The following is a 22,025-nucleotide window of genomic DNA, read 5'->3' as shown; positions in this document are numbered from 1 at the left end:
TCCACCTCACCCCGACCACCCCACTGCCAGAAGGAATGTCTCATGTCCCAACCCGCCCCCCAGGTTGCCCTCGACCAGCCAGTGCCGGACTTCGAATTGCCTGCCACCGGCCATGACGCACCGCTGCGCCTGTCGGACCTGCTGGGAGACCGACATCTGGTGCTGTATTTCTACCCCCGGGACGATACTCCGGGCTGCACCACCGAGGGCAAGGACTTCACTGAACACTACGCGCGTCTGGAACAGGCCGGCGCCCGCGTGCTGGGTGTCTCCCGGGACACGCTCAAGTCCCATGACAAGTTCAAATGCAAGTACGGATTCCCCTTCGAGTTGCTCTCGGACGAGGAGGAACGGGTCTGCGAGTTGTTCGGGGTCATGAAACTGAAAAACATGTACGGTAAACAGGTGCGCGGCATTGAGCGTTCCACCTTTCTCATCGATCGCCAGGGTGTCCTGCGCAAAGAATGGCGCAAGGTCAAGGTGCACGGGCATGTGGACGCAGTCATCGAAGCCCTGGAGTCACTGGACCGGTAGCCCACTCGCCGGCCCAGGATCCACCGGGGCCCTTCCTGCCATCAGCAACTCCCAGGGTGCTTCCATGGTAAAGACGGCATGGTAAAAAAAGAGATCCACGGCAAGCGGCTGCTCGTCCTGGACACCAATGTGCTCATGCACGACCCCACCGCCCTGTTCCGCTTCCAGGAACACGACATCTACCTGCCCATGGTGGTGCTGGAAGAACTGGATCGCAGCAAGAAAGGCGTCTCGGAAGTGGCCCGCAATGTGCGGCAGGTCAGCCGCTTCATCGATGAACTCATGGGAGAGGCCCGTCAGGAAGATATTGCCCGCGGCGTGCCCCTGACGGGCGTGGGCTTTGCCGATCCGGCCAGACTCAATGGCCACGGCCGTTTGCTGTTCCAGACCCACGCCATGGCCAGCCGACTGCCGGACACCCTGCCCGGAAACACGCCGGATCACACCATTCTGAGCACCGCCCTCACCCTGCAGCAGGAACGCCCGGATCAGTGCGTCACGCTGGTATCAAAGGACATCAACCTGCGGATCAAGGCCACCGTCCTGGGCATCCACGCAGAGGATTATTACAACGACCAGGTGCTGGACGACGTCAACCTGCTCTACGCCGGCACCCACGAACTGCCGACCGACTTCTGGGACAGTCACGTCAAGGCCATGGACTCCTGGCAGGACAGCGGCCGCACCTTCTATCGCATTACCGGCCCCATCACCGGACAATGGCACCCCAACCAATTCCTGTATCGCACGGACGACCCCGCCTTCGTGGCCATGGTCCGGCAGGCGGAAACCAACACCGCCGTGGTGGAGATGGTCCGTGACTACACCGGGCCGCGTCACACCGTATGGGGCATCAACGCCCGCAACCGGGAGCAGAACTTCGCCCTCAACCTGCTCATGGACCCGGAAGTGGACTTTGTCAGCCTGGTGGGCGCGGCCGGCACGGGCAAGACCCTGCTCACTCTGGCCGCCGGCCTGGCACAAACGCTGGAGGAGAACCTCTACAAGGAAATCATCATGACCCGGGTCACGGTACCCGTGGGCGAGGACATCGGCTTCCTGCCGGGCACCGAGGAGGAAAAGATGGCCCCCTGGATGGGCGCACTCATGGACAACCTGGAGGTACTCACACAAGCCGACACCGGCGGCGACTGGGGCCGTGCCGCCACCCAGGAATTGCTCAAGAGCCGGGTGAAGATCCGCTCACTGAATTTCATGCGCGGCCGCACCTTCCTCAACCGCTACGTAATCCTGGATGAAGCCCAGAACCTTACCTCCAAACAGATGAAGACCCTGATCACCCGTGCCGGCCCCGGCACCAAGGTGGTCTGCCTGGGCAACGTGGGCCAGATCGACACCCCCTACCTCACCGAGACCAACTCCGGGCTCACCTACGTGGTGGACCGCTTCAAACACTGGGAACACAGCGGCCACGTCACCCTGCAACGCGGCGAACGCTCCCGCCTGGCGGATTTTGCCTCCACGAACTTGTAAGCCAGGCCTTCGCGGGCGAGGCCCGCTCCCACGGCTCCCCACAGCTGCCCCGATCAAGCGGCTTCATCCTGGGCTTCTTCTTCCGGGACATTCTCGTAGCGGGGCCAGGAACGGATCACGGCCTGAATCAGGGTGGCCAGCGGAATGGCAAAGAATGCCCCCCACAACCCCCATATGCCCCCAAAGATCATCACCGCCGCGATGATCGCCACCGGATGCAGGTTCACCACCTCGGAGAACAACAACGGCACCAGCACATTGCCATCCAGGAACTGGATCACACCATAAGCGATCAGCACATAGGTGAACTCACTGGTCAGCCCCCACTGGAAATAGGCCACCAGTGCCACCGGGAGGGTCACCACCGCAGCCCCCACATAGGGAATGATCACCGACACCCCTACGGTGAAGGACAACAGCAGGGCATAGTTCAGATCAAAGAAGATGAAAGTGAGATAACTGGCCGCCCAGACAATGAGGATCTCGATGAACTTGCCACGTACATAGCTGGCAATCTTCAGGTTCACCTCCTGCCACACCTCGGCGGCCAGGGCGCGATCCCGGGGCAGGAAGCCGGTAATCCATCTCAGGATCGCGTCCCTGTCCTTGAGCAAAAAGAAGACCATCAGGGGCACGATCACCAGGTAGACCATGATCGTGGCCATATGCACCGCCGAGGCCAGTGTCAGATTGACCATACGCTGCCCCAATGCGACCGACTCGGCGCGGATGGAGCCCATGATCTCGCGCACCTGCTCCTCAGAGATGAACTGCGGATAACGCTCCGGTAATTGCAACAGGATGTTCTGCCCCTGAGCCACCATGTTGGGCAATTCACGCACCAACTGAGTGATCTGCTGCGTGAGCACCGGCACCACCACGAGCAGTGTGGCCACCAGCATGGTCAGGAACAACAGGAACACGATGGCCACCGCCGGCATGCGAGGAATGCGCCAGTCCTGCAGTTGACGCACGGCCCCCTCCAGCAGATAGGCAAAGATCACACTGGCCAACAGGGGTGCCAGCAGCTTGCCGGCGAAGATGACGATGGCAAATCCCAGGGTGAGCAGGAACGCCAGGATCACCACTTGGGGATCGGAGAAATGCCGGTCGTACCAGCGCTTGAGGACCGGGATCATCATCTCTCGCCCTCGCCTTCGCACAACTCACGGTAATGGCGCGCGAAGACCGCTTCCAGGTCATCAATGACCTCCCGGGCCTCACGCCCCTGGAGCATGTGCTGACTCATGAGCATCGAGGTCTCATTGAGCAAGCGTGCCTTGTCCAGCATGGGGTAGGTACTCGACAGACGCTTCATGGCCTTGATCACCGTCTCCTCTTCCGGCCGCGGTATGGCCTGGGGCTCGGGCACCGGTACATCCTTCCGGCCACCACGGGTGGCCAGAAACTCGGCAAAGGCCAGCAGCATCTCCCGTTCCGCCTCCGGCAAATCCCGATACAGCCCCACCAGGCGTTGCTGGGAATCCTTTTGGAGAGGGTTCATTCCAGACACGTTCAAACAGTTACTCCATCTTCAGGCTGAATACAGGCATCTTGCGACGCTCCTGCATCAGTTGCAGTTCGGTGACCAGCGCCATCACCACCTGGTCAGTGATCTTTTGCATGCCACCCCACTCCCGCCGGGCCTCCACCAGTAGTTCCGTGATCACTGGAGGTGGATTATGTCCCTGCTCCATGATGATGTCTTCCAGCATGCCGGGTTTCACTTCCGGACGGAACAGCAGGCCATAGGTGAGCGGATCCGGCCTGACGGCCAACCATCGGCCCGCGTCATCCACAAGGAGGGGTTCCAGCCCATCGGGCAAGGTGACCGAGCCATGATACAGGGTCAGTACCCGCTGCCCGTCCAGTGCCTCGGCCAGCGCATCACCCGCCCCGGCCGCGGTCTTGCGGGCGGTGACAAAACCAATGGTATAGGCCGGCTCCATGGAGGCGGCCCCCCCGGCCGCCTGAGCCACCAGCAGGCCGCCCATCCCCAGGCCGACCACCGGTCGCCGAGCCTTCTGAAAGATACGGATCAATTGCAGTTCATCGGCAACCTGTGGGTTGTTCTCCTCATCCGCCGTGGGCCAGGCCCCGCCCAACAGCCACAGGCCGTCGAACTGGCCGGCAGATCCAGGCAACCCCTGCCCCACAAAGGGCCGATAATAACTGAACCCGATGTCCCGTTTTTCCAGCTGGGTCTCGATCAGGCCGAGAAATTCCGAATAGGTGTGCTGAACAACCGCATAATTCTTCATCATCGGCTCCTGGCGCGGATCGCGGGCCGAGGCCCACCGGATCAGACGCTGACGCTGGATGGATGGCCTGTGGAGGCGCCGTCGCCGGACGGCTGCCTGTCACAGTAGTCGCGGGCAAAGCTGAGAAGTTCCTCCACGGCCCGCAAACGAAACTTCTGGCGCTGATGCACGAAAGCAAACTGCCGGGTCAGGCCGGGTTCCAGAGGGATGCCCTCCAGACGATTGAGGGCCAGTTCCTTGTCCAGGGTGGCGCGAGAGAGGATGGAGACCCCCATGCCCGCCTCCACGGCGCCCTTGATGGCCTCGGGACTGCCCAACTCCAGGCTCACGGTCAGGGCATTGCGCCCCATCCCCAGCTCGATCAGATAATCGGCGATCACCTCCCGGGTGCCGGACCCCTCCTCCCGGCAGATAAAGGGATAAGGCAATACCTCTTCCATGGTTACCGATGCCTTTCCCGCCAGGGGATGCCCGGGGGGCACGATCACCACCAGTTGATCCATCTGACAGACTTCCACCTGCAGATTGCGGTTCGAGACCGGTCCTTCCACCACCCCCAGATCGATGATGTTGTTCTCCACCATGGAGACGATGCCCTCGGAGTTGGCCACCTTAAGGCGGATGTTCACCTCGGGATGCTTGCGCTTGAAATTACCCAGCAGGGCCGGAAGCATGTATTCGGCAATGGTGGTGCTGGCCCCCAGGGTGAGAGCACCGGAGACATCCCCGGTGATCTCGCGGATGGCATTCTCCATCTCCCCATAGGCCTCGAAGATGCGCTCGGCATAGCGAAAGGCTGCCCGCCCCGCCTCGGTGAGGCTCACCCGATTATGGGTGCGATCAAACAGCCGGGTGTTGAAATGTTCCTCCAACTGGCGCACCTGGAACGTCACCGCGGGCTGCGTCATGTGCAAGGCCTCGGCCGCCTTGGTGAACGAGAGCAGTCGGGCCACGGTGTAAAATACTTGAAGTCGTCGGTCAGCCATTTTGCAAATTCCCTGTCGAAGCCTTACCTTGCCATGGTACTAAGTAATCCACCTCGGGGCACTTCATGACCATCACAGGGGAGCCTCCCGCATGAGCAAGGCCTGGAAACAACTGGATCTGGAAGGCGCAGGGCTGCAGACGATGAACGCCCGGCTCACCCGGGATATGCGTCGCCGCCCCCTGGCCTACGGGCTGGCGTTGGCCTTCCCCTTGGGACTGCATCGATTTTACCTGCGCGAGCCCCGGGGGGGGGCCGCCTATCTGGCGCTCACCCTGCTCAGCTTCGGCCTGTGGATGGCGGGGGGGAGTCTCTGGGCCCTGGTACCACTGGGCGTGATGCTGGTCGGGGTGGTCTTCGACCTGTTCTGGATGGATGGTTACATCACCCGCTATAACAAGGCCCTGCGCATGCGCCATTTTCTCAGGCCCGGCCACGAGCCGCCCAGGGATTACCGGGGTCGCGTGCACAAGACGGGGATGCTGGAAGCCTATCAACAGCAGAAGGAACAGGAGCGGGCCGGCCATCAGCCGATGTCCATGGAAGACCCGCAGACCGGGGCCTCCCCGGGGCATGGGGATTTACAAGGCATCCCCTCCTTCAACGAGCAGGAGGCCATGCTGCGGGAACTTGCCAGGAGCCGTAACCAACGTCGAGTCTCATCCCGGGATCGAGACAATGCAACCGACGGCGACGAAGGAGCCAGAAAACCGGACCGGACATAAACCGTCATCCGGCCCCCTGCTGGCTTACGGGTCGCCGGGACGCCAGACGCCGAAGGCCTCCTGGGGCGGCTCCTGCTGAACCGGAGCAGCCTGTTGCTCCCGTTGCTGGCGCTCCACATCGTCATGCACATGACGCATGAACGCCGCCAGCTGCTCGAGAAACTCCTCTCGCTTGGCCGCGGGGATGGGCTGGCAACCCAGCAGGTAGCCACTGATGGCCGACATGTACTGCACGGTCACCAGGGGATCATGACAACGCTCATCGTGCTCCACCAGGATATCCTGGAGTTTCTGCACGAGTTCACCGGAAAGCTGCAGGGATTCAGACATGGTGCCAAGGATACTCGGTGTGAATTGTGCCGGGCAAGACGCAGCATTGATCGCCCGGGCCGCGGGCCGTTCGGAAACGGCCCGCAACGACGGTCTCAGGCAAACGTCAACTGCCCATCGGTGACAGCCACCCGGATCACATCCCCGGGGCCATAATCCCCCTTGAGGATGCGCTGCGCCAGGGCATTCTCCAGTTGCTGCTGGATGGCCCGCTTCAGCGGACGGGCCCCATATACCGGATCAAAGCCCGCCTCGCCCAGGCGATCCAGGGCGGCATCGCTCACTTCGAGGGAAAGATCCCGCTCCGTGAGCCGCTGGCGCAGATAGTCCAGCTGAATCAGTGTGATGGCGCGAATCTGCTCGCGCCCCAGGGGATGGAAGACCACCACTTCGTCCACCCGGTTGATGAACTCGGGACGGAAGTGGTTACCCAACTCATCCATCACCGCCGACTTCATCTGGTCATAGTGCTCCTCTCCAGCCATTTCCTGGATGAGTTGAGAGCCCAGGTTGGAGGTCATCACGATCACCGTGTTGCGAAAGTCCACGGTGCGCCCGTGGCCATCGGTCAGCCGCCCATCGTCCAGCACCTGCAACAGCACGTTGAAGACATCCGGGTGGGCCTTTTCCACCTCGTCCAGCAGGATGACGGAGAAGGGCTTGCGGCGCACCGCCTCGGTGAGATAGCCGCCTTCCTCATAGCCCACGTACCCGGGAGGAGCACCAATCAGACGGGCCACCGAGTGTTTCTCCATGAACTCCGACATATCGATACGGATCATGGCATCCTCGGTATCGAACAGGAAATTGGCCAGCGCCTTGGTCAGCTCCGTCTTGCCCACCCCGGTGGGGCCCAGGAACAGGAACGAACCATTGGGGCGGTTGGGGTCCGAAAGCCCCGCCCGGGCCCGACGGATGGCGTTGGATACCGCCTTGACCGCCTCATCCTGTCCCACCACCCGGTGGGTGATGTTTTCCTCCATGCGCAATAGCTTGGCCCGCTCGCTCTCCAGCATCTTGGACACGGGGATACCCGTCCAGCGCGACACCACCTCGGCAATCTCCTCGTCCGAGACCTTGTTGCGCAGCAGCCGCATCTCCGACATCTCCGCCTGGGCGGCCATGTCCAGGCTGCGCTCCAGGTCGGGGATCCGGCCGTACTGCAACTCCGACATGCGCCCCAGGTCTCCGGCACGACGGGCTGTTTCCAGCTCCACCCGGGCACGCTCCAGTTCCTCCTTGATGGCAGCGGTACCGGACAGGGCAGCCTTCTCGGACTTCCATACCTCTTCCTGATCGGAATACTCCCGCTCCAGCTTATCGATTTCCTCCTGCAGGGCGTCCAGGCGCTTGCGGGAAGCCTCGTCGGACTCCTTCTTGAGGGCCTCACGCTCGATCTTGAGCTGGATCAGACGCCGTTCCAGGCGATCCAGACTCTCGGGCTTGGAGTCGATTTCCATGCGGATACGGCTGGCCGCCTCGTCCACCAGATCGATGGCCTTGTCCGGCAACTGCCGGTCGGTGATATAGCGATGGGACAGGGTGGCGGCAGCGACAATGGCCGGGTCGGTGATCTCCACCCCGTGATGCACCTCATAACGCTCCTTGAGACCACGCAGAATGGCGATGGTGTCCTCCACGTTGGGCTCTTCCACCAGCACCTTCTGGAAGCGCCGCTCCAGGGCGGCATCCTTCTCCACATACTTGCGGTATTCATCCAGGGTGGTGGCGCCGATGCAGTGCAGTTCGCCCCGGGCCAGGGCCGGCTTGAGCATGTTGCCAGCGTCCATGGAGCCCTCGGCCTTGCCGGCGCCCACCATGGTGTGCAGCTCATCGATGAACAGGATCACCCGACCCTCCTGCTTGGACAGATCGCTGAGCACCGCCTTGAGGCGCTCCTCAAAATCCCCGCGGAACTTGGCGCCAGCGATCAGGGAGCCCATATCCAGAGACAGCACGCGACGGTCCTTGAGCCCTTCGGGTACCTCGCCGTTGACGATGCGCTGAGCCAGGCCCTCGACGATGGCGGTCTTGCCCACCCCGGGCTCACCGATCAGCACCGGGTTGTTCTTGGTGCGCCGCTGCAGCACCTGAATGGTACGGCGGATTTCCTCATCGCGACCGATCACCGGATCCAGCTTGCCCTGCTCAGCCCGCTCGGTGAGATCAATGGTGTACTTCTCCAGGGCCTTGCGCTGATCCTCTGCATTGGCGTCCTCCACCCGCTGGCCGCCCCGCAACTGGTCCACCGCCTTGTTCACCGCATCCTGGTTGGCACCCGCCTTGTGCAACAGATCCTTGAGGGCCCCCTTGGCCTCCAGGGCGGCGAGCACGAACAACTCCGATGAGATGAACTGATCCTTGCGGGACTGCGCCAGTTTGTCGCATAGATTGAGTAGACGCCCCAGATCGTTGGAGAGATGCACATCCCCCCCGGTCCCTTCCACCCGAGGCAGGCGCTCCAGGGCCTCGCCCAATTGTGACCTGAGCAGATTGACGTTCACGCCGGCCTGGGAGAGCAGTGGGCGCACGGAGCCGCCCTCCTGATCCAGCAGTGCGATCATCATGTGCACCGGTTCGATCATCTGGTGATCACGCCCCACCGCCAGGGACTGGGCATCGGCCAAAGCCGATTGAAACTTGCTGGTGAATTTATCCATGCGCATAGTGGCGAAACCCCTTCGAGATATGTCAGATTAAGAGTGTAGATGGGGCCTGTTGCCGGGTCTTTCAAGCGCAGCCGTGACCCAGCGTCCAGCCGCGGGTCTCATAACCGATCGCCACTTTTCGGGGCCAAAAAAGCGGCGATGGAACATATCGAACTGATTTGCGTCATAACCCTGGAGGCCGGTGTTTTCTACACTGGGTCCACCCCTCAAGCCATCCCGGATGGGCCGAGATCATGCTCGCGCGGCCGGCCACGGTAAGTGGAACCCAGGTCATGACCACTGCAGGCGCCACGTTTTCAGAGGATTATCCGTGTCATCAGCCAGCCAGCATACGGCATCGCCCGAGCAGTCCATGGGCCCGGACCGCCCGGGGCTGAGCCGGAGTGCCCCCCCTGACTGGGCGCGCGAGGCCTGGACACCCGAACTGCGGCCCGGGCTGCCCCTTCACGGCCCCTCCCCGCACGAACCCACCGTGGACCGCTTGCTGGACGAGATCAAGAACTGGCGTTTCCGCGAGGGGGAACTGCTGCATGCCGCAGCCACCGTGCCCACCATCGACCCCTTTCACTGGCTGGAGAACAATCCTGGCGAATCCCGGTGCCTGTGGCAAAACAGGGAACGGACCCTCACCCTGGCCGGCATCGGCGCCGCGGCGGAACTGAGCGCCGACACCGCCGAGGACTACGACCGCCTGCTGGAACGCATCAACCACATCATCGGCGATCGAGACACCGCCTTCGTCGGAGGTTTTGCCTTCGACGGTCGTTCCGGCGAGGGGGAATGGCATGATTTCCCCGCTGCCCGCTTCGTGCTGCCGGCCATCGAACTGCGCCAGCGAGATGGCCATTTTCGGCTGGCGGTCAACCTGCGTGCCAGTACCCGGCGCGAATTCGTGCGCCGGAAGACCCGGTTGATCACCAGCCTGTGCCGCCTGCGTTTCACGCCACCGGCGTCGGCCGACGCGCCCTGGCCCATCCGCGTGACCCGGCGGATGGATGACATGAGCTTCGACGAATGCCAGGGGCATATCCACCATATCCTGGAACACATTCAGCAGGGGGGTATCCACAAGGCCGTGCTGGCCCGCCGGGTGAAACTGCAGCTCAACGACGCGCTCCCCGGGTTCGCGGCCTTGAAGCGCTGGCATCATACCAACAGCGGCAGTTTCTGCTTTGCCCTGGAACATGGTCACAAGCTCTTCATGGGGTGCTCGCCAGAGCGCCTGTTCAGTCGGGAGGATCGTCGTGTGTGCACCGAATCCCTGGCGGGTACCGTGCGCCGTGGTCGCAGCCGCCAGGAAGACGCGCAACTGGAGCACACCCTGCTGCAGGATCCCAAACTGATCCATGAGCATGAACTGGTCACCCGCTATGTACGCGAGCGCATTGCCCCCTGGGTGACCCACACCGATTGCCCCACCGAGGCCGGCGTGGTGAAACTGGATCGCATCCAGCACCGCTATCTGCCCATCCGCGCCACCCTGCGACCCGGCGTGATGGATGATCAACTGCTCAGGGCCCTGCACCCCACGCCCGCTGTCTGCGGATTCCCGCGCCAGGAGGCTCAGGAGCTGATTGCCCGTCGGGAAAGCATCCATCGGGGCTGGTACAGCGGCGTGGTGGGCATGATCTCGCCACGGCGGTCGGAGTTTGCCGTGGCCATCCGCTCGGCCCTGGTGGAACGCAACCGGGTGCTGTGCTATTCCGGCGTGGGCATTGTCGAAGGCTCCACTCCAGAGGCGGAGTGGAACGAACTGGAAGCCAAGATCGAGTCCTTCCTGGCCGTGCTGGGGTCCTGACAGCGGGGATGCGGGCGCCCTTCAGTCACATCAACCAGGCCTGGTCCACTCTGATCCTGGAGCGTCTGCATGATCAGGGTGTGCGGGATGTCTGCATTGCTCCAGGCAGCCGCAGCGCGCCACTGGCCCTGGCGGCAGCGCATCTGGCCGAGCGGCGCGACGACCTGGTGCTGCACACCCATTTCGACGAGCGCGGCCTGGGCTTTCTCGCCCTGGGGCTGACCCGGGCCAGTGGTCGACCCACCGCCCTGATCACCACCTCGGGCACAGCGGTGCCCAACCTGCATCCCGCCCTGGTGGAGGCCTTCCAGACCCACCAGCCCCTGATTGCCCTCACCGCCGACCGGCCTCCGGAACTGATCCATTGTGGTGCAAATCAGGCCATCGAGCAGCCCGGCCTGTTTGCCCTGCATGTGCGTGCACAACTCAACCTGCCGCCGCCGGACACAGCCATCAGCGCTGGAGCCCTGGGCGCGGACATGGACCAATGCCTGCAGGCCCTGCACGGCGCCGATCGGGGACCAGTGCATATCAACGCCCCCTTTCGAGACCCCCTCTACGGCACGTCGCAGCTGGCGGACTTTGGCCCCTGGCTCTCGGATCTGCGCGCGCCCACGCGCATGCCCCCCATCCACGAGGCCGTGGCCCTGCCCCGCCTGCATGGCCCGGTGGCCCTGGTGGCGGGACAGCTGGACCCCGATGAGGCCGAGGCGGTGCTGGCACTGGCTCAGCGAGCCCATCTGCCCATTCTGGCTGACATCGGCAGCCAACTCAGGCTGATCGACCATCCCTGCGTCGTGCCCTACCCGGACCTGCTGTGCGCCAGCCCCAGCGGCCAGCACGCACTGGCCGGCCTCGGCCAGGTGATTCAGTTTGGTGGGCGCATCACCAGCAAACGGCTCAATCAGTGGCTGGCCGGGTTTGCGGGTGAGTACTGGCTGGTCAGCGCCCATTCGGGCTGCCTGGACCCGGAACGCCGCGCCATCCCCATTCAGGCGAACATCCCGGCCTTTTGCACACAACTGGACCCTCCCCCTCAATCGGACACGGGCCTGGTGGCCGTGGCCCGGGCGCTCGCACCGCATCTGGAGGCGGCCACCGAGGAGCCATTCTCGGAGCTGTCGGTGGCCCGCCGGCTCAGCCAGGAGATCCCCCAGGAGATGGCCCTGTTCCCGGGCAACAGCCTGAGCATCCGGCTGCTGGACGCAGTGGCCGAGCCAGGCCTTGGCCAACGCTGCGTGACCAGCCGGGGTGCCAGCGGCATCGACGGTCTGGTGGCCACGGCGGCGGGGTTTGCCCGGCGCCACCCCGGTGGCCTCACCCTGCTGCTGGGGGATCTGTCCCTGCTGCATGATCTCAACAGTCTGGCCTTGACCCAGGGCAGTCCATCCCCCCTGGTGATCGTCGTGCTCAACAACGATGGTGGGGCCATCTTCAATCTGCTGCCGGCCCGGAGCCAGGGCGAGCATTTCCAGCCCCTGTTCCAGTTGCCCCATGGCCTGGGTTTTGAGCATGCCGCAGCCCAGTTTCACCTGAGCTATGCAGCCCCAAAGGATGTCGAGGCCTTCGCCGAGACCTACCGGGCTGCCTGCCGGCGCCCCGGGGCCACCCTCATCGAACTCACCTTCCCCCCGGATCGGGGCAGCCGGGCCTTGTCGGGGCTGATCCAGTCCATCCGCAATGACTCGCCCAAGCCCTGACCCCTTAAAGGCCCCCCTGCCCCTGATCCATGCCCCCCTGGTGGGAGTGGCCCTTGGCCGCGAAGGCTCCAGCCAGTGGCTCCATGAGGCCTCTAGCTCCGCGACTGCCCCTCTTGTGGGAGCGGCCCTTGGCCGCGAAGATCGAAGCCCCACCCGCATCGTGACCAAGGCCTTCGCGGCCGAGGGCCGCTCCCACAAAAGCCCCTCCCACGGGGGCCGTGCCCACCTGCCGGCGGGGAGTGGGCCTTGATGCCTTCAACCACCCTGGTCCTGCTGCATGGCTTCATGGGCCGTGGTCACGACTGGAGCGAGGTGGCCGGGCACCTGCCGGCGGGGATGCACTGCATCACCCCCAACCTGCCCGGGCATGGCGACGCCCCCCTGGATCCCATCGGGGCAAACCCGCCATTCGAGGCCTACTGTGAACAGGTCTGGACCGGACTGCATGCCCAACTTCCGGAGCGGTTTGCCCTGGCCGGGTACTCCATGGGCGGGCGTATAGCCGCCTGGCTGGCCGCCCGACATCCCGAGCGGGTGGCGGCACTTGTCCTGGAGGGTGCCCACCCGGGACTCAGCAGCGTCGCCGACCGCCAGGCACGCCTGGACAACGACGAGACCTGGGCCCGACGCCTGGAACAGGGCCCCTGGCCCGATGTCCTGGATGCCTGGTACCGCCAGCCGGTCTTCGCCTCGCTGGATGACGCCCAGCGCCGGACCTTCATCGCCGTTCGAGCCTCGCAGGATCCAGGGCAGCTGGCCCGGGCATTGCGTGCCGCCAGCCTGGGTCATCAGCCCTCGCTGATCCCGAGCGTGGCGGGGTTGGACATCCCGCGCACCTTCATCGCCGGGCGCCAGGATGAGAAATTCTCCGCCCTGGGCGAACACTGGTCCCAGGGCTGCCCCGGCCTTGAACTTGTCAAACTGGATGGTCTGGGGCATAACTGCCACGCCGAGGCCCCGGAAACCGTGGCCCGCATCATTCATCGCACCTGCTGCGGCCAGCAGACCGTTACCAAGAGCATTGACAGCCCATGAGTACAGCAAGCCCCTCCAGCATCATCCCCGCCGCCGACTGGCAGGATCACAGCGGCGCCTTCCAGGATGTCCTCTATCACAAGGCGGAGGGGATCGCGAAGATCACGATCAACCGTCCTCAGGTGCGCAATGCCTTTCGTCCGCTCACCGTCAAGGAGATGCAGCAGGCCCTGGCCGATGCCCGCTTCGACGAGAACGTGGGCGTGATCATCCTCACCGGTCAGGGGGATCTGGCCTTCTGTTCCGGTGGCGACCAGCGGGTGCGTGGCGACTCCGGCTACAAGGACGATCAGGGCGTGCATCACCTGAACGTGCTGGACCTGCAAAAGGACATCCGCTCCTGCCCCAAGCCGGTGATCGCCATGGTGGCCGGCTACGCCATTGGCGGCGGGCATGTACTGCATCTGATCTGTGACCTGAGCATCGCCGCCGAGAACGCCCGCTTCGGCCAGACCGGCCCCAAGGTGGGTTCCTTCGATGGCGGTTTTGGTGCCAGCTACATGGCCAGCGTGGTGGGCCAGAAGAAGGCCCGGGAGATCTGGTTCCTGTGCCGCCAGTACAACGCCCAGGAGGCCCTGGACATGGGCCTGGTGAACACCGTGGTGCCCCTGGAGCAGCTGGAGCAGGAGACCGTGGCCTGGTGCCGCCAGATCCTGGAACACTCCCCCATCGCCCTGCGCATGCTCAAGTCCGCCTTCAACGCTGGCACCGACGGCCAGGCAGGCATCCAGGAACTGGCCGGCAACTCCACCATGCTCTTTTACATGACCGAAGAGGGTCAGGAGGGCCGCAATGCCTACCTGGAAAAGCGCAAGCCGGATTTTGGCAAGTTCAAACGCCAACCCTGAGTGCACGCCCTGTCTCATGGGAACTCCCCACTGCGGTCACTCCCTCCCGTAGATGCTGGCAGGCACAAGCCCTGAGCCAGCCCTTGTGGGAGCGGGCCTCGCCCGCGAATGGCGGTGGGTACAGGTCCCAGGGCGCGGCTTCGCAGCGCATCGCTGGCAGGCCAGCTCCCACAGGGGTTCGGTAACGCCCACCGTTGGGGGCAACTCTTCACAAGGGGACGACTTCCAACTGGGGCATGACTCCTATAGGGGCCGCTACCCCACCAGTGCTCACAGAGGGACAAAACCTACAAATGAACTCCAGTTCCGATCAGGCCCTGACCAGGCTCACCCTCTGGCGCTACCGCGTCCCCCTGCGAGAACCCCTGGCCCTGGGCCCGTGCACCCTGTCCCACAGGGAAGGGCTTCTCCTGGAGTGGCAGGGCGTGGATCAACCGGTCATCTGGTCCGAGATCAGTCCGCTGCCAGGCTTCAGCGATCATGACCTCACCACCTGCACTGAACACTTGAGGCAACTGCTGCAGGCCCCGGGGGCACTGAAGGATCGACTGGACCCGGGACAACCCGGGCTCCCCGCCGAGGTGCGCTTCGGCCTGGAGAGCGGCCACCTGCAATGGTCCACCCCCTTGCCCCCGGCCCGTCCCCTGCCCCGTTGCCAATTGCTGCGCCACGACGCTGAGCTGAACACGGCCCCCCAGGCACCCTGCATCAAACTCAAGGTGGGGCGATCCTCCCCAGCGGCAGATGCGCAGCGCATTCAAGGGTTGATCCGTCAGTTACGGGACGACCAGCCACTGCGTCTGGATGCCAACCGTAGCTGGACCCTGGAAACCGCCCGGGATCTGAGCCAGCGGATCGATCACCGCCATGTAGCCTTCATCGAGGAGCCCCTGCTGCCTGGCAGTGACTATGGGGAATGGTTTGCCGCCACCGGCCTGCCCTTTGCCTGGGATGAGACCCTGCGGGAACTCCCCCCGGAGGCCATTGAGGCCCGGCTGGACACCCCCGGCCTGGCGGCCCTGGTGATCAAGCCCATGCTCAGCGGCCTTGCGCGCGCCGAGGCCTGGGTGGCCGCGGCCCGGAGCCGGGGGCTGGGCGTAGTACTCAGCGCCGCCTACGAGAGCAATCTCACCCTGGACCTGTACACCCGCCTGGCCGAGCACTGGGGTCTCACCAGCCCCCAGGGCCTGGATACCTTTGCCCCCTTCACCCATGCCCTCATCGAACCCATCCGCAGTCAGCCCGAACACGCCCAGCGGCCGGTGCTGGGGCGTGAGGACCTGCACTGCCTGGGGCACTGGACATGAAACCTTCCGCGGATGACACCCTGCCCTGCCTGCTGGATGCGGCGGCCCGCCACTGGCCTGATCACACCGCCCTGATCCTTCCCGGACAGGCGGATCTGAATTTTGCCCAATGGTCCGAACGGGTGACCGAGCGGGCGCTGTCACTGAAGGCCCAGGGCGTGGCATCCCACCAATGGGTCGTCATCAGGGCAGATCGCAGCGCGGACACCCTGTTGGATATCTTCGCCGTGCTGCGCGCGGGGGCACGCCTGTTGCCGGTGAACCCGGCCCTGCCGTCGGCGCTGGTGGATGCCCTGATGGCGGCGCATGCCCTGGACTGGCGGATGCCCGAACCCGGGGGGAGGGTCGCCGCCGGCCCGGGCGGAGATACCGGCACCCTGCCCCGCCCTCACGCCCCGGCCATCGCGCCCACCGCACTGCAATGGCGCTTCCCCGCCGATGACATCCGCACCGGGGTGCTCACCTCCGGATCCACCGGCCAGCCCAAGGTGGCCACGCACAGCTACACCAATCACCTACTGAGCGCCGAAGGGGCCAATCGCGCCATCCCGTTGCGGACGGGGGACCGCTACCTGCTCTCCCTGCCGCTTTTCCATGTGGGCGGGCTGGCCATCCTGTTCCGGTGTCTGCTGGGGGGCGCATCCCTGGTGCTGGGCGGACGGGCCGAGGATGCGGATCACCTGGCGGCCACCGGTGTGACTCATCTCTCCATGGTGGAAACCCAACTGCAGCGCCTGCTGGCGCGGGGCCGGCCACCGCCCGGGCTCGAGGCGATCCTGCTGGGCGGGGGCCCCGTACGCCCCTCACTGCTCGGGGAAGCCCGGACACGGGGACTGCCGTGCTGGATGAGTTACGGGCTCACCGAAATGACCTCCCAGGTGCTCAGCCAGGGGCCCGACGGCCGGGTTCGGGTACTGGATCATCGGGCATGTCGGGTGGACGGCAACGGCGAGATCCTGGTGCGGGGAGGCACCCTGTTCAAGGGCTATCTGCGCGACGGGGAAACGGACCCGGCCACCGATGACGATGGGTGGTTCCACACCCGAGACCTGGGCGCCTGGGATGAGCATAGCCTCAGGATCACCGGACGCCTGGACAACCAGTTCATCAGCGGGGGCGAGAACATCCAGCCGGAGACGGTGGAGCAGGCCCTGCATCAGCACACAGATGTGGTTCGGGCCGTGGTGGTGCCCTGCGCCGATCACGAGTTCGGGCAACGACCCGTGGCCTTCGTGGCAGTCCGCGCCCCCCTGGAAACCGAAGTCCTGCGCGCCTGGTTGCGTGAGCGCTTACCGCCGTTCATGGTGCCCGTCGCCTTTCAGGCGCTGCCCGCCCAGGCCGACCTGAAGGTGAAACGGCAGGAACTGGCCCAAAGGGCGGAGGCCAGGGAGCCCGAGGTGCTGTATCCTGAGGATCAAATCCCTGTTTAACCCCTGAGAGAGCAGTCCATGTGGAAGCGCCCCATCGACATTGATGCCCTCAACGACATCACCCGCGACACCCTGATGCAGTCCCTGGGCATTCGCATCACCCGGATCACCGAGGATGCCGTCTACGGCACCCTGCCCGTGGACGAACGCACACGCCAGCCCTTTGGGCTGCTGCATGGCGGCGCGTCCGTGGCCCTGGCCGAGACACTGGGGAGCGCCGGGGCACACCTGGCCTCGGAGCCGGGCTACATGGCCGTGGGCCTGGAGATCAATGCCAATCACCTGCGACCGGCCCGCGAGGGGGAGGTGACAGGGTGTGCCCGTCCGGTGCATGTGGGCAGTCGCACCCAGGTATGGGAGATCCGCATCCAGGATGAACAGGGCCGGGAGATCTGCATCGCAAGGCTCACCACCCTGTTAACGGAGGCGCCAGCCGGTCACAGGAGTGCATGACCAGGGCGCCAGACCTCCCGATCGGGATCGGGCTGCCGGCGAAAGGGGTCAGGGTCATCTCGGGAGTCTTTCCTGGCATGGGCGTCGCGGGCGGGGCCCGCTCCCACGGGGGCAGCGCTGCCCCACGGGTGACACCCGATCACCCCGCCTCCTTGTGGGAGCGGCCCTTGGCCGCGAAGCGGGTGGTCAGGTGGCTTCAAAGGGCAGGAGTGGCATGGGCTGTTCGCAGCCGAGAGCCGCTCCCACGGGGATCAAGTGATCAGAGAGGGGAGATTTTCATGGCCATAGACACCCAACATACACCTGCCGGGGACACCCCGGACGAACGCCCCATCACGCTGGTCTTTGGTGCCAGCGGTTACATCGGCTCCAACCTGGTGCCCCGGCTGCTGGCCTCCGGCAAGGCGCGGATCCGCGCCTGCTCCCGGCGTCTGAGTGTACTCCAGGCGCGAGGCTGGGATGAGGCCGAACTGGTCGCCGCCGATGCCCTCAAACCCGAGACCCTCGGCCCGGCACTGGAGGGTGTGACCACGGCCTATTATCTGGTGCACTCCATGGGGGCCGGCAAGTCCTTTGGCCAACTGGACATTCAGGCGGCCCGGCACTTCGCCAAGGCGGCCGCCGAAGCGGGTGTGCAGCGCATCGTCTACCTGGGCGGCCTCGCCCCGGCCTCTGCCCGCAGCGAACATATCGTCTCCCGACGTCAAACCGGAGACGAGCTGCGGCGCGGCCCGGTCCCGGTCACCGAACTGCGTGCCGGCATCATCGTCGGCCCCGGATCCGCCGCCTTCGAGGTGATGCGTGATCTGGTGCTGCACCTGCCGGTCATGGTCACGCCCAAATGGGTCTCACGCACCTCGCCGCCCATCGCCCTGGACAACCTGCTGGAGTATCTGCAGCGGGCCCCTGATGTGCCCGAAACCGCCGGCCGTATCCTCGACACCGGAGGGCCGGAGTACCTCACCTACGGTCGCATGATGCAGATCCTCGCCGAAGAGGCGGGGCACAAACCGCCGATGATCATCCCCGTACCCTTCTTGTCGCCCAAGCTCTCCTCCTACTGGCTCCGCCTGGTCACCTCGGTGCCCACCTCCATCGCACGGGCCCTGGTAGAGGGACTCAAGGAAAACTATGTGGCCGAGGACGATGAAACCCGAAGCCTCATGCCCCAGGACCTGCTGGATTTTCGCAGTGCGGTGCGCACGGCCTTCGAGGCGGAGGCCGAAAACGCCCTGGCCGCCCGCTGGACCGAGGGCGCCTTCATGTTCCGGGACTATCGGGTGGACTACAGCTATTACGCCAAGACGGCCGGCGGCTCCGCCGTGGCCGCTGCCCCCGTGGACACGGTCTGGTCGGTGGTCACGGCCATTGGCGGCGAACACCGGTATTTTGCCTACAACCCGCTGTGGAAAATCCGCGAAGTGGCCGACTGGATGCTGGGGGGCCCCGGTCGTAATTATGGCCGCCGCCACCCCACGGAACTGCGCGTGGGCGACATGGTGGACTCCTGGCGCGTGGTGGGACTGGAACCGGGTCGGCGCCTTACCCTGGGATTCGGCATGCGTGTGCCAGGGGCCGGCGTGCTGGAAATCGACCTTGCGCCCGAGGGGAATGGCACCCGCATCAACGTGACCAACTACTGGCATCCCGCCGGCGTCTGGGGACTGCTCTACTGGTATGCCATGGCCCCGGCCCATCTTTTCGTCTTTACCGGCATGGCCCAGGGCATTGCCCGGCAGGCAGAAACCGCCGTCCTTGCAAGTACTTGACCCATGGGGCCGTCTTTGACATAACCCTTGCGTCATCATGCATACTCGGGCGGTCATTTCACCATCAGCAGCCCACGGGAGGGACAGCCATGCCGGTCATCGATCACGACATGATCTTCCCGGCGGAACCAGATGAAGTCTTTGCCCTGATCCGCCGGGTGGATGAGTTTCCGCGTTATGCCGATGCGGTCGAATCGGTCACGCCGCTCAATGACACCACCTATCGCTGGAAGGTCCGGGCCAACGGCATGGTATTCAGTTGGGACGTGGCCATCATCGAAGAAGAGCCCCCCCATCGATTGACCTGGAAATCGCTCAGCGGCATCCGTAACACCGGTCGCTACCGCCTCAGCTCCGTCCCTGGCGGCACTCGAGTGAAACTCTCGATCGAGTATCATCTGCACAATCGCCTGCTGGACAAGACCGTGGGACGGGCCGCCCGCCCCCTGGTACATCACATCAGCGGTCAGGCCTTCGAGCGCGTGCGCCGGGCGCTGATCGAGGATCAAGCCCAAAACACATCGGCCCAGACAGGGAACACCGAGACGCCCCGCCAACACTGAGGCCTCTCTGGGCCAAGACCCCATGGGAACCCCCTGAATGGAAAAGCAGCAACGCATCATCCAGATGTTCAACGACATCTCGCCCACCTATGACCGACTCAACCGCATCCTGAGTTTCGGGGTGGACCGGCGCTGGCGCCGCAACGGCTGCCTGGCGGCCCTCAAGGCCCATGGCCGGCCCGTGAAGCATCTGGTGGATGTGGCCACGGGCACGGGGGATCTGATCCTGTTCTGGCGTGAAGCCGGCAAGGCCAGCGGCATCACCATCGAGCGCGCCACTGGCGTGGATCCGGCCATCGGCATGCTCACCCTGGCCCGACGCAAGGTGAAGAACGCCGAGTTTCAGGAGGCAGAGGCCGCCGCCCTGCCCATGGAAGACAGCAGCGCCGACATGGTGAGCATCAGCTATGGCATCCGCAACGTGGTCGACGTGGACGGGGCCCTGCGAGAGTTCCACCGGGTGCTGGAGCCAGGTGGCCACGTACTCATCCTGGAATTCATGAGCCACCCGGAAGCCACCGTCATGGACCGGATGAGCCGCTTCTACATGAACAACGTGCTGCCCAGAGTGGGCGCCATGATCTCCAAGGATAACCAGGCATACACCTACCTGCCGGAATCCATCCAGGCCTTTTTCAGCACCGAACAATTGGTGAACAAACTCACCGCTGCAGGCTTTGAGATGGTGCAGGTCAAGGACGACACCTTCGGCATCTCAACGCGCTTCATTGCCCGCAAACCGGGTTGATCAGCGTCGCCCTGTCTTTCTGAATCATCTCATCATCGATCCAATCATCCACGGGGAGTTCACTCATGCGAGTGGCAATCATCGGGGCCGGCATCAGCGGCCTGAGCACGGCCTTTTACTTCAACCGCTCCAGAAGCGATGCGGAACTGCACATCTTCGAGGCCAACGACCACCTGGGCGGCACGATGCACACGGTGAACAAGGATGGCTTTCTGTTCGAGGAAGGCGGTAATGGCTTCCTCAGCAACAAGCCAGACATGCTCAAGCTGGTGGAAGACTGTGAGGGCTCACATCTGCTCATGCGCAGCGAAGACGCCGCGCGCAAGCGCTTCATCTACACCGATGCCATGCACCCATTCCCCGACAGCCCCGGCAAGTTCTTCAAGTCCGGCCTGCTCACCTTCCCGCAGAAACTGCGCGTGGCCGGTGAAGTCTTCACACCCGCCAAACGGGATGACAGCGACGAAACCCTGCAATCCTTCGGCTACCGCCGTCTGAGCAAGGCCTTCACCGACGTTTTCCTGGATGCCATGACCGCCGGTATTTACGGCACCACGGCCGACCGTGTCTCCGTACGGGCAGCCTTCCCTCTGGTGGCCGCGCTGGAAAAGGAGCACGGGGGCCTGTTCAAGGGCATGATCAAGCGGCGCAAGCAAAGCGCTGGCCCGGGCGGCGTACTGATGAGCTTCAAGGGCGGCATGAACACCATCGTCGACCATCTCAAATCCAAGATCAAAGCCCAGTGGCATACAGGACACCCCGTGGACAGGGTCACCGCCACGGAGAACGGCTATCAGCTCGCGGTGGGTGGCCAAACGCACGATTTCGACCAGATCATCATGGCGGTCCCCGCCTATGCGGCAGCCCCGATGCTTTCCGACCTGGATCCTGAATTGTCCCGTCAGTTGGACGCTCTGGATTACTCTCCCATCGCCGTCGTCGGCTTCGGCTGGAAGGAACTGGATCACCCGTTGGATGGCTTCGGATTGCTCACCACTGCCAAGGCGCCGCTGCCTTTCCTGGGCGTGCTGTGGGATAGCAGCATCTTCCCCGATCGGGCACCCGACGGCATGAAGAGCCTCCGGATCATGCTCGGTGGTCAGCGCGCCCCCCATAAGGTGGACCAGGACCCCGAGACCCTGATCCAGGAATCCCGGGAGGGGCTGGTCAAGGCCCTGGGCATCGACAAGGCCCCGGACGCCACCATCGTCAAGCGTTGGCCCAAGGGGCTGCCCGGCTACCCGGTGGGTCATATCGAGGCCGTGGATCGCATCATGGCGCAGGCCAGCCAGCATCGCGGCCTGCACCTCACAGGCAACGCCTTCCGAGGCATCGCCATGAACGACTGCGTACGTAACGGCCGCCTCACCGCAGAA

Annotated in this window: 20 protein-coding genes; 14 read left to right on the top strand and 6 right to left on the bottom strand. The window is 64.3% G+C overall.

Annotated elements, in window-relative coordinates; all coding sequences use genetic code 11:
- The first annotated feature begins 42 nt into the window (after nt 1-42).
- Nucleotides 43-534, top strand: a complete 492-nt coding sequence (locus LPW29_RS09255) for a peroxiredoxin (RefSeq protein WP_238627764.1) — start codon at nt 43-45, stop codon at nt 532-534.
- A gap of 78 nt (nt 535-612) precedes the next feature.
- Nucleotides 613-2,028, top strand: coding sequence for a PhoH family protein (locus LPW29_RS09250; protein WP_090254216.1), 1,416 nt, complete (start codon nt 613-615; stop codon nt 2,026-2,028).
- A 53-nt stretch (nt 2,029-2,081) separates the two neighbouring features.
- Here LPW29_RS09250 and LPW29_RS09245 read toward each other — a convergent pair whose 3' ends face one another.
- The 4 genes from LPW29_RS09245 to LPW29_RS09230 are packed head-to-tail and all read right to left on the bottom strand — an operon-like array spanning nt 2,082 to nt 5,275.
- Nucleotides 2,082-3,167, bottom strand: coding sequence for an AI-2E family transporter (locus LPW29_RS09245; RefSeq protein ID WP_238627776.1), 1,086 nt, complete (start codon nt 3,165-3,167; stop codon nt 2,082-2,084).
- Entirely contained in the window at nt 3,167-3,532 is a 366-nt protein-coding gene (locus tag LPW29_RS09240) for a Crp/Fnr family transcriptional regulator (RefSeq protein ID WP_238627763.1), read from the bottom strand. The genes LPW29_RS09245 and LPW29_RS09240 overlap by 1 nt, the downstream gene beginning before the upstream one ends.
- 19 nt (nt 3,533-3,551) lie before the next feature.
- A complete protein-coding gene (locus LPW29_RS09235; protein WP_238627775.1) occupies nt 3,552-4,289 on the bottom strand; it encodes a type 1 glutamine amidotransferase in 738 nt (245 codons plus the stop codon).
- A gap of 41 nt (nt 4,290-4,330) precedes the next feature.
- Nucleotides 4,331-5,275: a LysR family transcriptional regulator gene (locus LPW29_RS09230; RefSeq protein WP_090254211.1), complete on the bottom strand. Its 945-nt coding sequence runs from the start codon at nt 5,273-5,275 to the stop codon at nt 4,331-4,333.
- Between the two features lie 91 nt (nt 5,276-5,366).
- On the opposite strand from LPW29_RS09230, the gene LPW29_RS09225 reads away from it, so the two are divergent.
- The gene (locus LPW29_RS09225; protein ID WP_238627762.1) at nt 5,367-5,999 is read left to right on the top strand and encodes a TM2 domain-containing protein; all 633 of its coding nucleotides are present in this window, start codon (nt 5,367-5,369) and stop codon (nt 5,997-5,999) included.
- A 24-nt stretch (nt 6,000-6,023) separates the two neighbouring features.
- On the opposite strand, the gene LPW29_RS09220 is transcribed toward LPW29_RS09225, so the two are convergent.
- Both LPW29_RS09220 and clpB read right to left on the bottom strand, forming a co-directional pair.
- Nucleotides 6,024-6,329 carry a hypothetical protein gene (locus tag LPW29_RS09220; protein ID WP_090254207.1) on the bottom strand — a complete coding sequence of 102 codons (306 nt, stop codon included), beginning with the start codon at nt 6,327-6,329 and terminating at the stop codon, nt 6,024-6,026.
- Between the two features lie 95 nt (nt 6,330-6,424).
- Complete coding sequence (gene clpB, locus LPW29_RS09215; RefSeq protein ID WP_238627774.1) at nt 6,425-8,989, bottom strand: ATP-dependent chaperone ClpB; 2,565 nt, start codon at nt 8,987-8,989, stop codon at nt 6,425-6,427.
- A 319-nt stretch (nt 8,990-9,308) separates the two neighbouring features.
- On the opposite strand from clpB, the gene LPW29_RS09210 reads away from it, so the two are divergent.
- The 11 genes from LPW29_RS09210 to hemG all read left to right on the top strand — a co-directional run.
- Nucleotides 9,309-10,796 carry an isochorismate synthase gene (locus tag LPW29_RS09210; RefSeq protein WP_238627761.1) on the top strand — a complete coding sequence of 496 codons (1,488 nt, stop codon included), beginning with the start codon at nt 9,309-9,311 and terminating at the stop codon, nt 10,794-10,796.
- Nucleotides 10,797-10,804: 8 nt separating this feature from the next.
- Complete coding sequence (menD, locus tag LPW29_RS09205) at nt 10,805-12,496, top strand: 2-succinyl-5-enolpyruvyl-6-hydroxy-3-cyclohexene-1-carboxylic-acid synthase (protein ID WP_238627760.1); 1,692 nt, start codon at nt 10,805-10,807, stop codon at nt 12,494-12,496.
- A gap of 249 nt (nt 12,497-12,745) precedes the next feature.
- Nucleotides 12,746-13,531: a 2-succinyl-6-hydroxy-2,4-cyclohexadiene-1-carboxylate synthase gene (gene menH, locus LPW29_RS09200; RefSeq protein WP_238627759.1), complete on the top strand. Its 786-nt coding sequence runs from the start codon at nt 12,746-12,748 to the stop codon at nt 13,529-13,531.
- Complete coding sequence (gene menB, locus LPW29_RS09195; protein ID WP_090254197.1) at nt 13,528-14,379, top strand: 1,4-dihydroxy-2-naphthoyl-CoA synthase; 852 nt, start codon at nt 13,528-13,530, stop codon at nt 14,377-14,379. Before menH ends, menB begins: the two co-directional genes overlap by 4 nt.
- 293 nt (nt 14,380-14,672) lie before the next feature.
- A complete protein-coding gene (gene menC, locus LPW29_RS09190) occupies nt 14,673-15,686 on the top strand; it encodes an o-succinylbenzoate synthase (protein ID WP_238627758.1) in 1,014 nt (337 codons plus the stop codon).
- On the top strand, nt 15,683-17,116 hold the full coding sequence (menE, locus tag LPW29_RS09185; protein WP_238627757.1) for an o-succinylbenzoate--CoA ligase: 1,434 nt from the start codon (nt 15,683-15,685) through the stop codon (nt 17,114-17,116). The genes menC and menE overlap by 4 nt, the downstream gene beginning before the upstream one ends.
- Before the next feature lie 18 nt (nt 17,117-17,134).
- Nucleotides 17,135-17,569, top strand: a complete 435-nt coding sequence (locus LPW29_RS09180; RefSeq protein ID WP_090254192.1) for a hotdog fold thioesterase — start codon at nt 17,135-17,137, stop codon at nt 17,567-17,569.
- Nucleotides 17,570-17,847: 278 nt separating this feature from the next.
- Entirely contained in the window at nt 17,848-19,338 is a 1,491-nt protein-coding gene (locus LPW29_RS09175) for a DUF2867 domain-containing protein (RefSeq protein WP_238627756.1), read from the top strand.
- An 89-nt stretch (nt 19,339-19,427) separates the two neighbouring features.
- Nucleotides 19,428-19,901 (top strand): SRPBCC family protein, encoded by a 474-nt coding sequence (locus LPW29_RS09170; RefSeq protein WP_090254186.1) that lies wholly within the window; start codon nt 19,428-19,430, stop codon nt 19,899-19,901.
- A gap of 37 nt (nt 19,902-19,938) precedes the next feature.
- Entirely contained in the window at nt 19,939-20,649 is a 711-nt protein-coding gene (gene ubiE / locus LPW29_RS09165) for a bifunctional demethylmenaquinone methyltransferase/2-methoxy-6-polyprenyl-1,4-benzoquinol methylase UbiE (RefSeq protein ID WP_238627755.1), read from the top strand.
- A gap of 65 nt (nt 20,650-20,714) precedes the next feature.
- On the top strand, nt 20,715-22,025 hold a 1,311-nt coding region (gene hemG, locus LPW29_RS09160; RefSeq protein WP_238627754.1), incomplete at its 3' end, for a protoporphyrinogen oxidase.

Origin of the sequence: Ectothiorhodospira sp. 9100, from assembly GCF_022227565.1 — a bacterium.
GTDB lineage: Bacteria > Pseudomonadota > Gammaproteobacteria > Ectothiorhodospirales > Ectothiorhodospiraceae > Ectothiorhodospira > Ectothiorhodospira marina.
The sequence above is the reverse complement of the archived record's forward strand: the minus strand, read 5'-3'. Positions and strand labels throughout refer to the sequence as shown.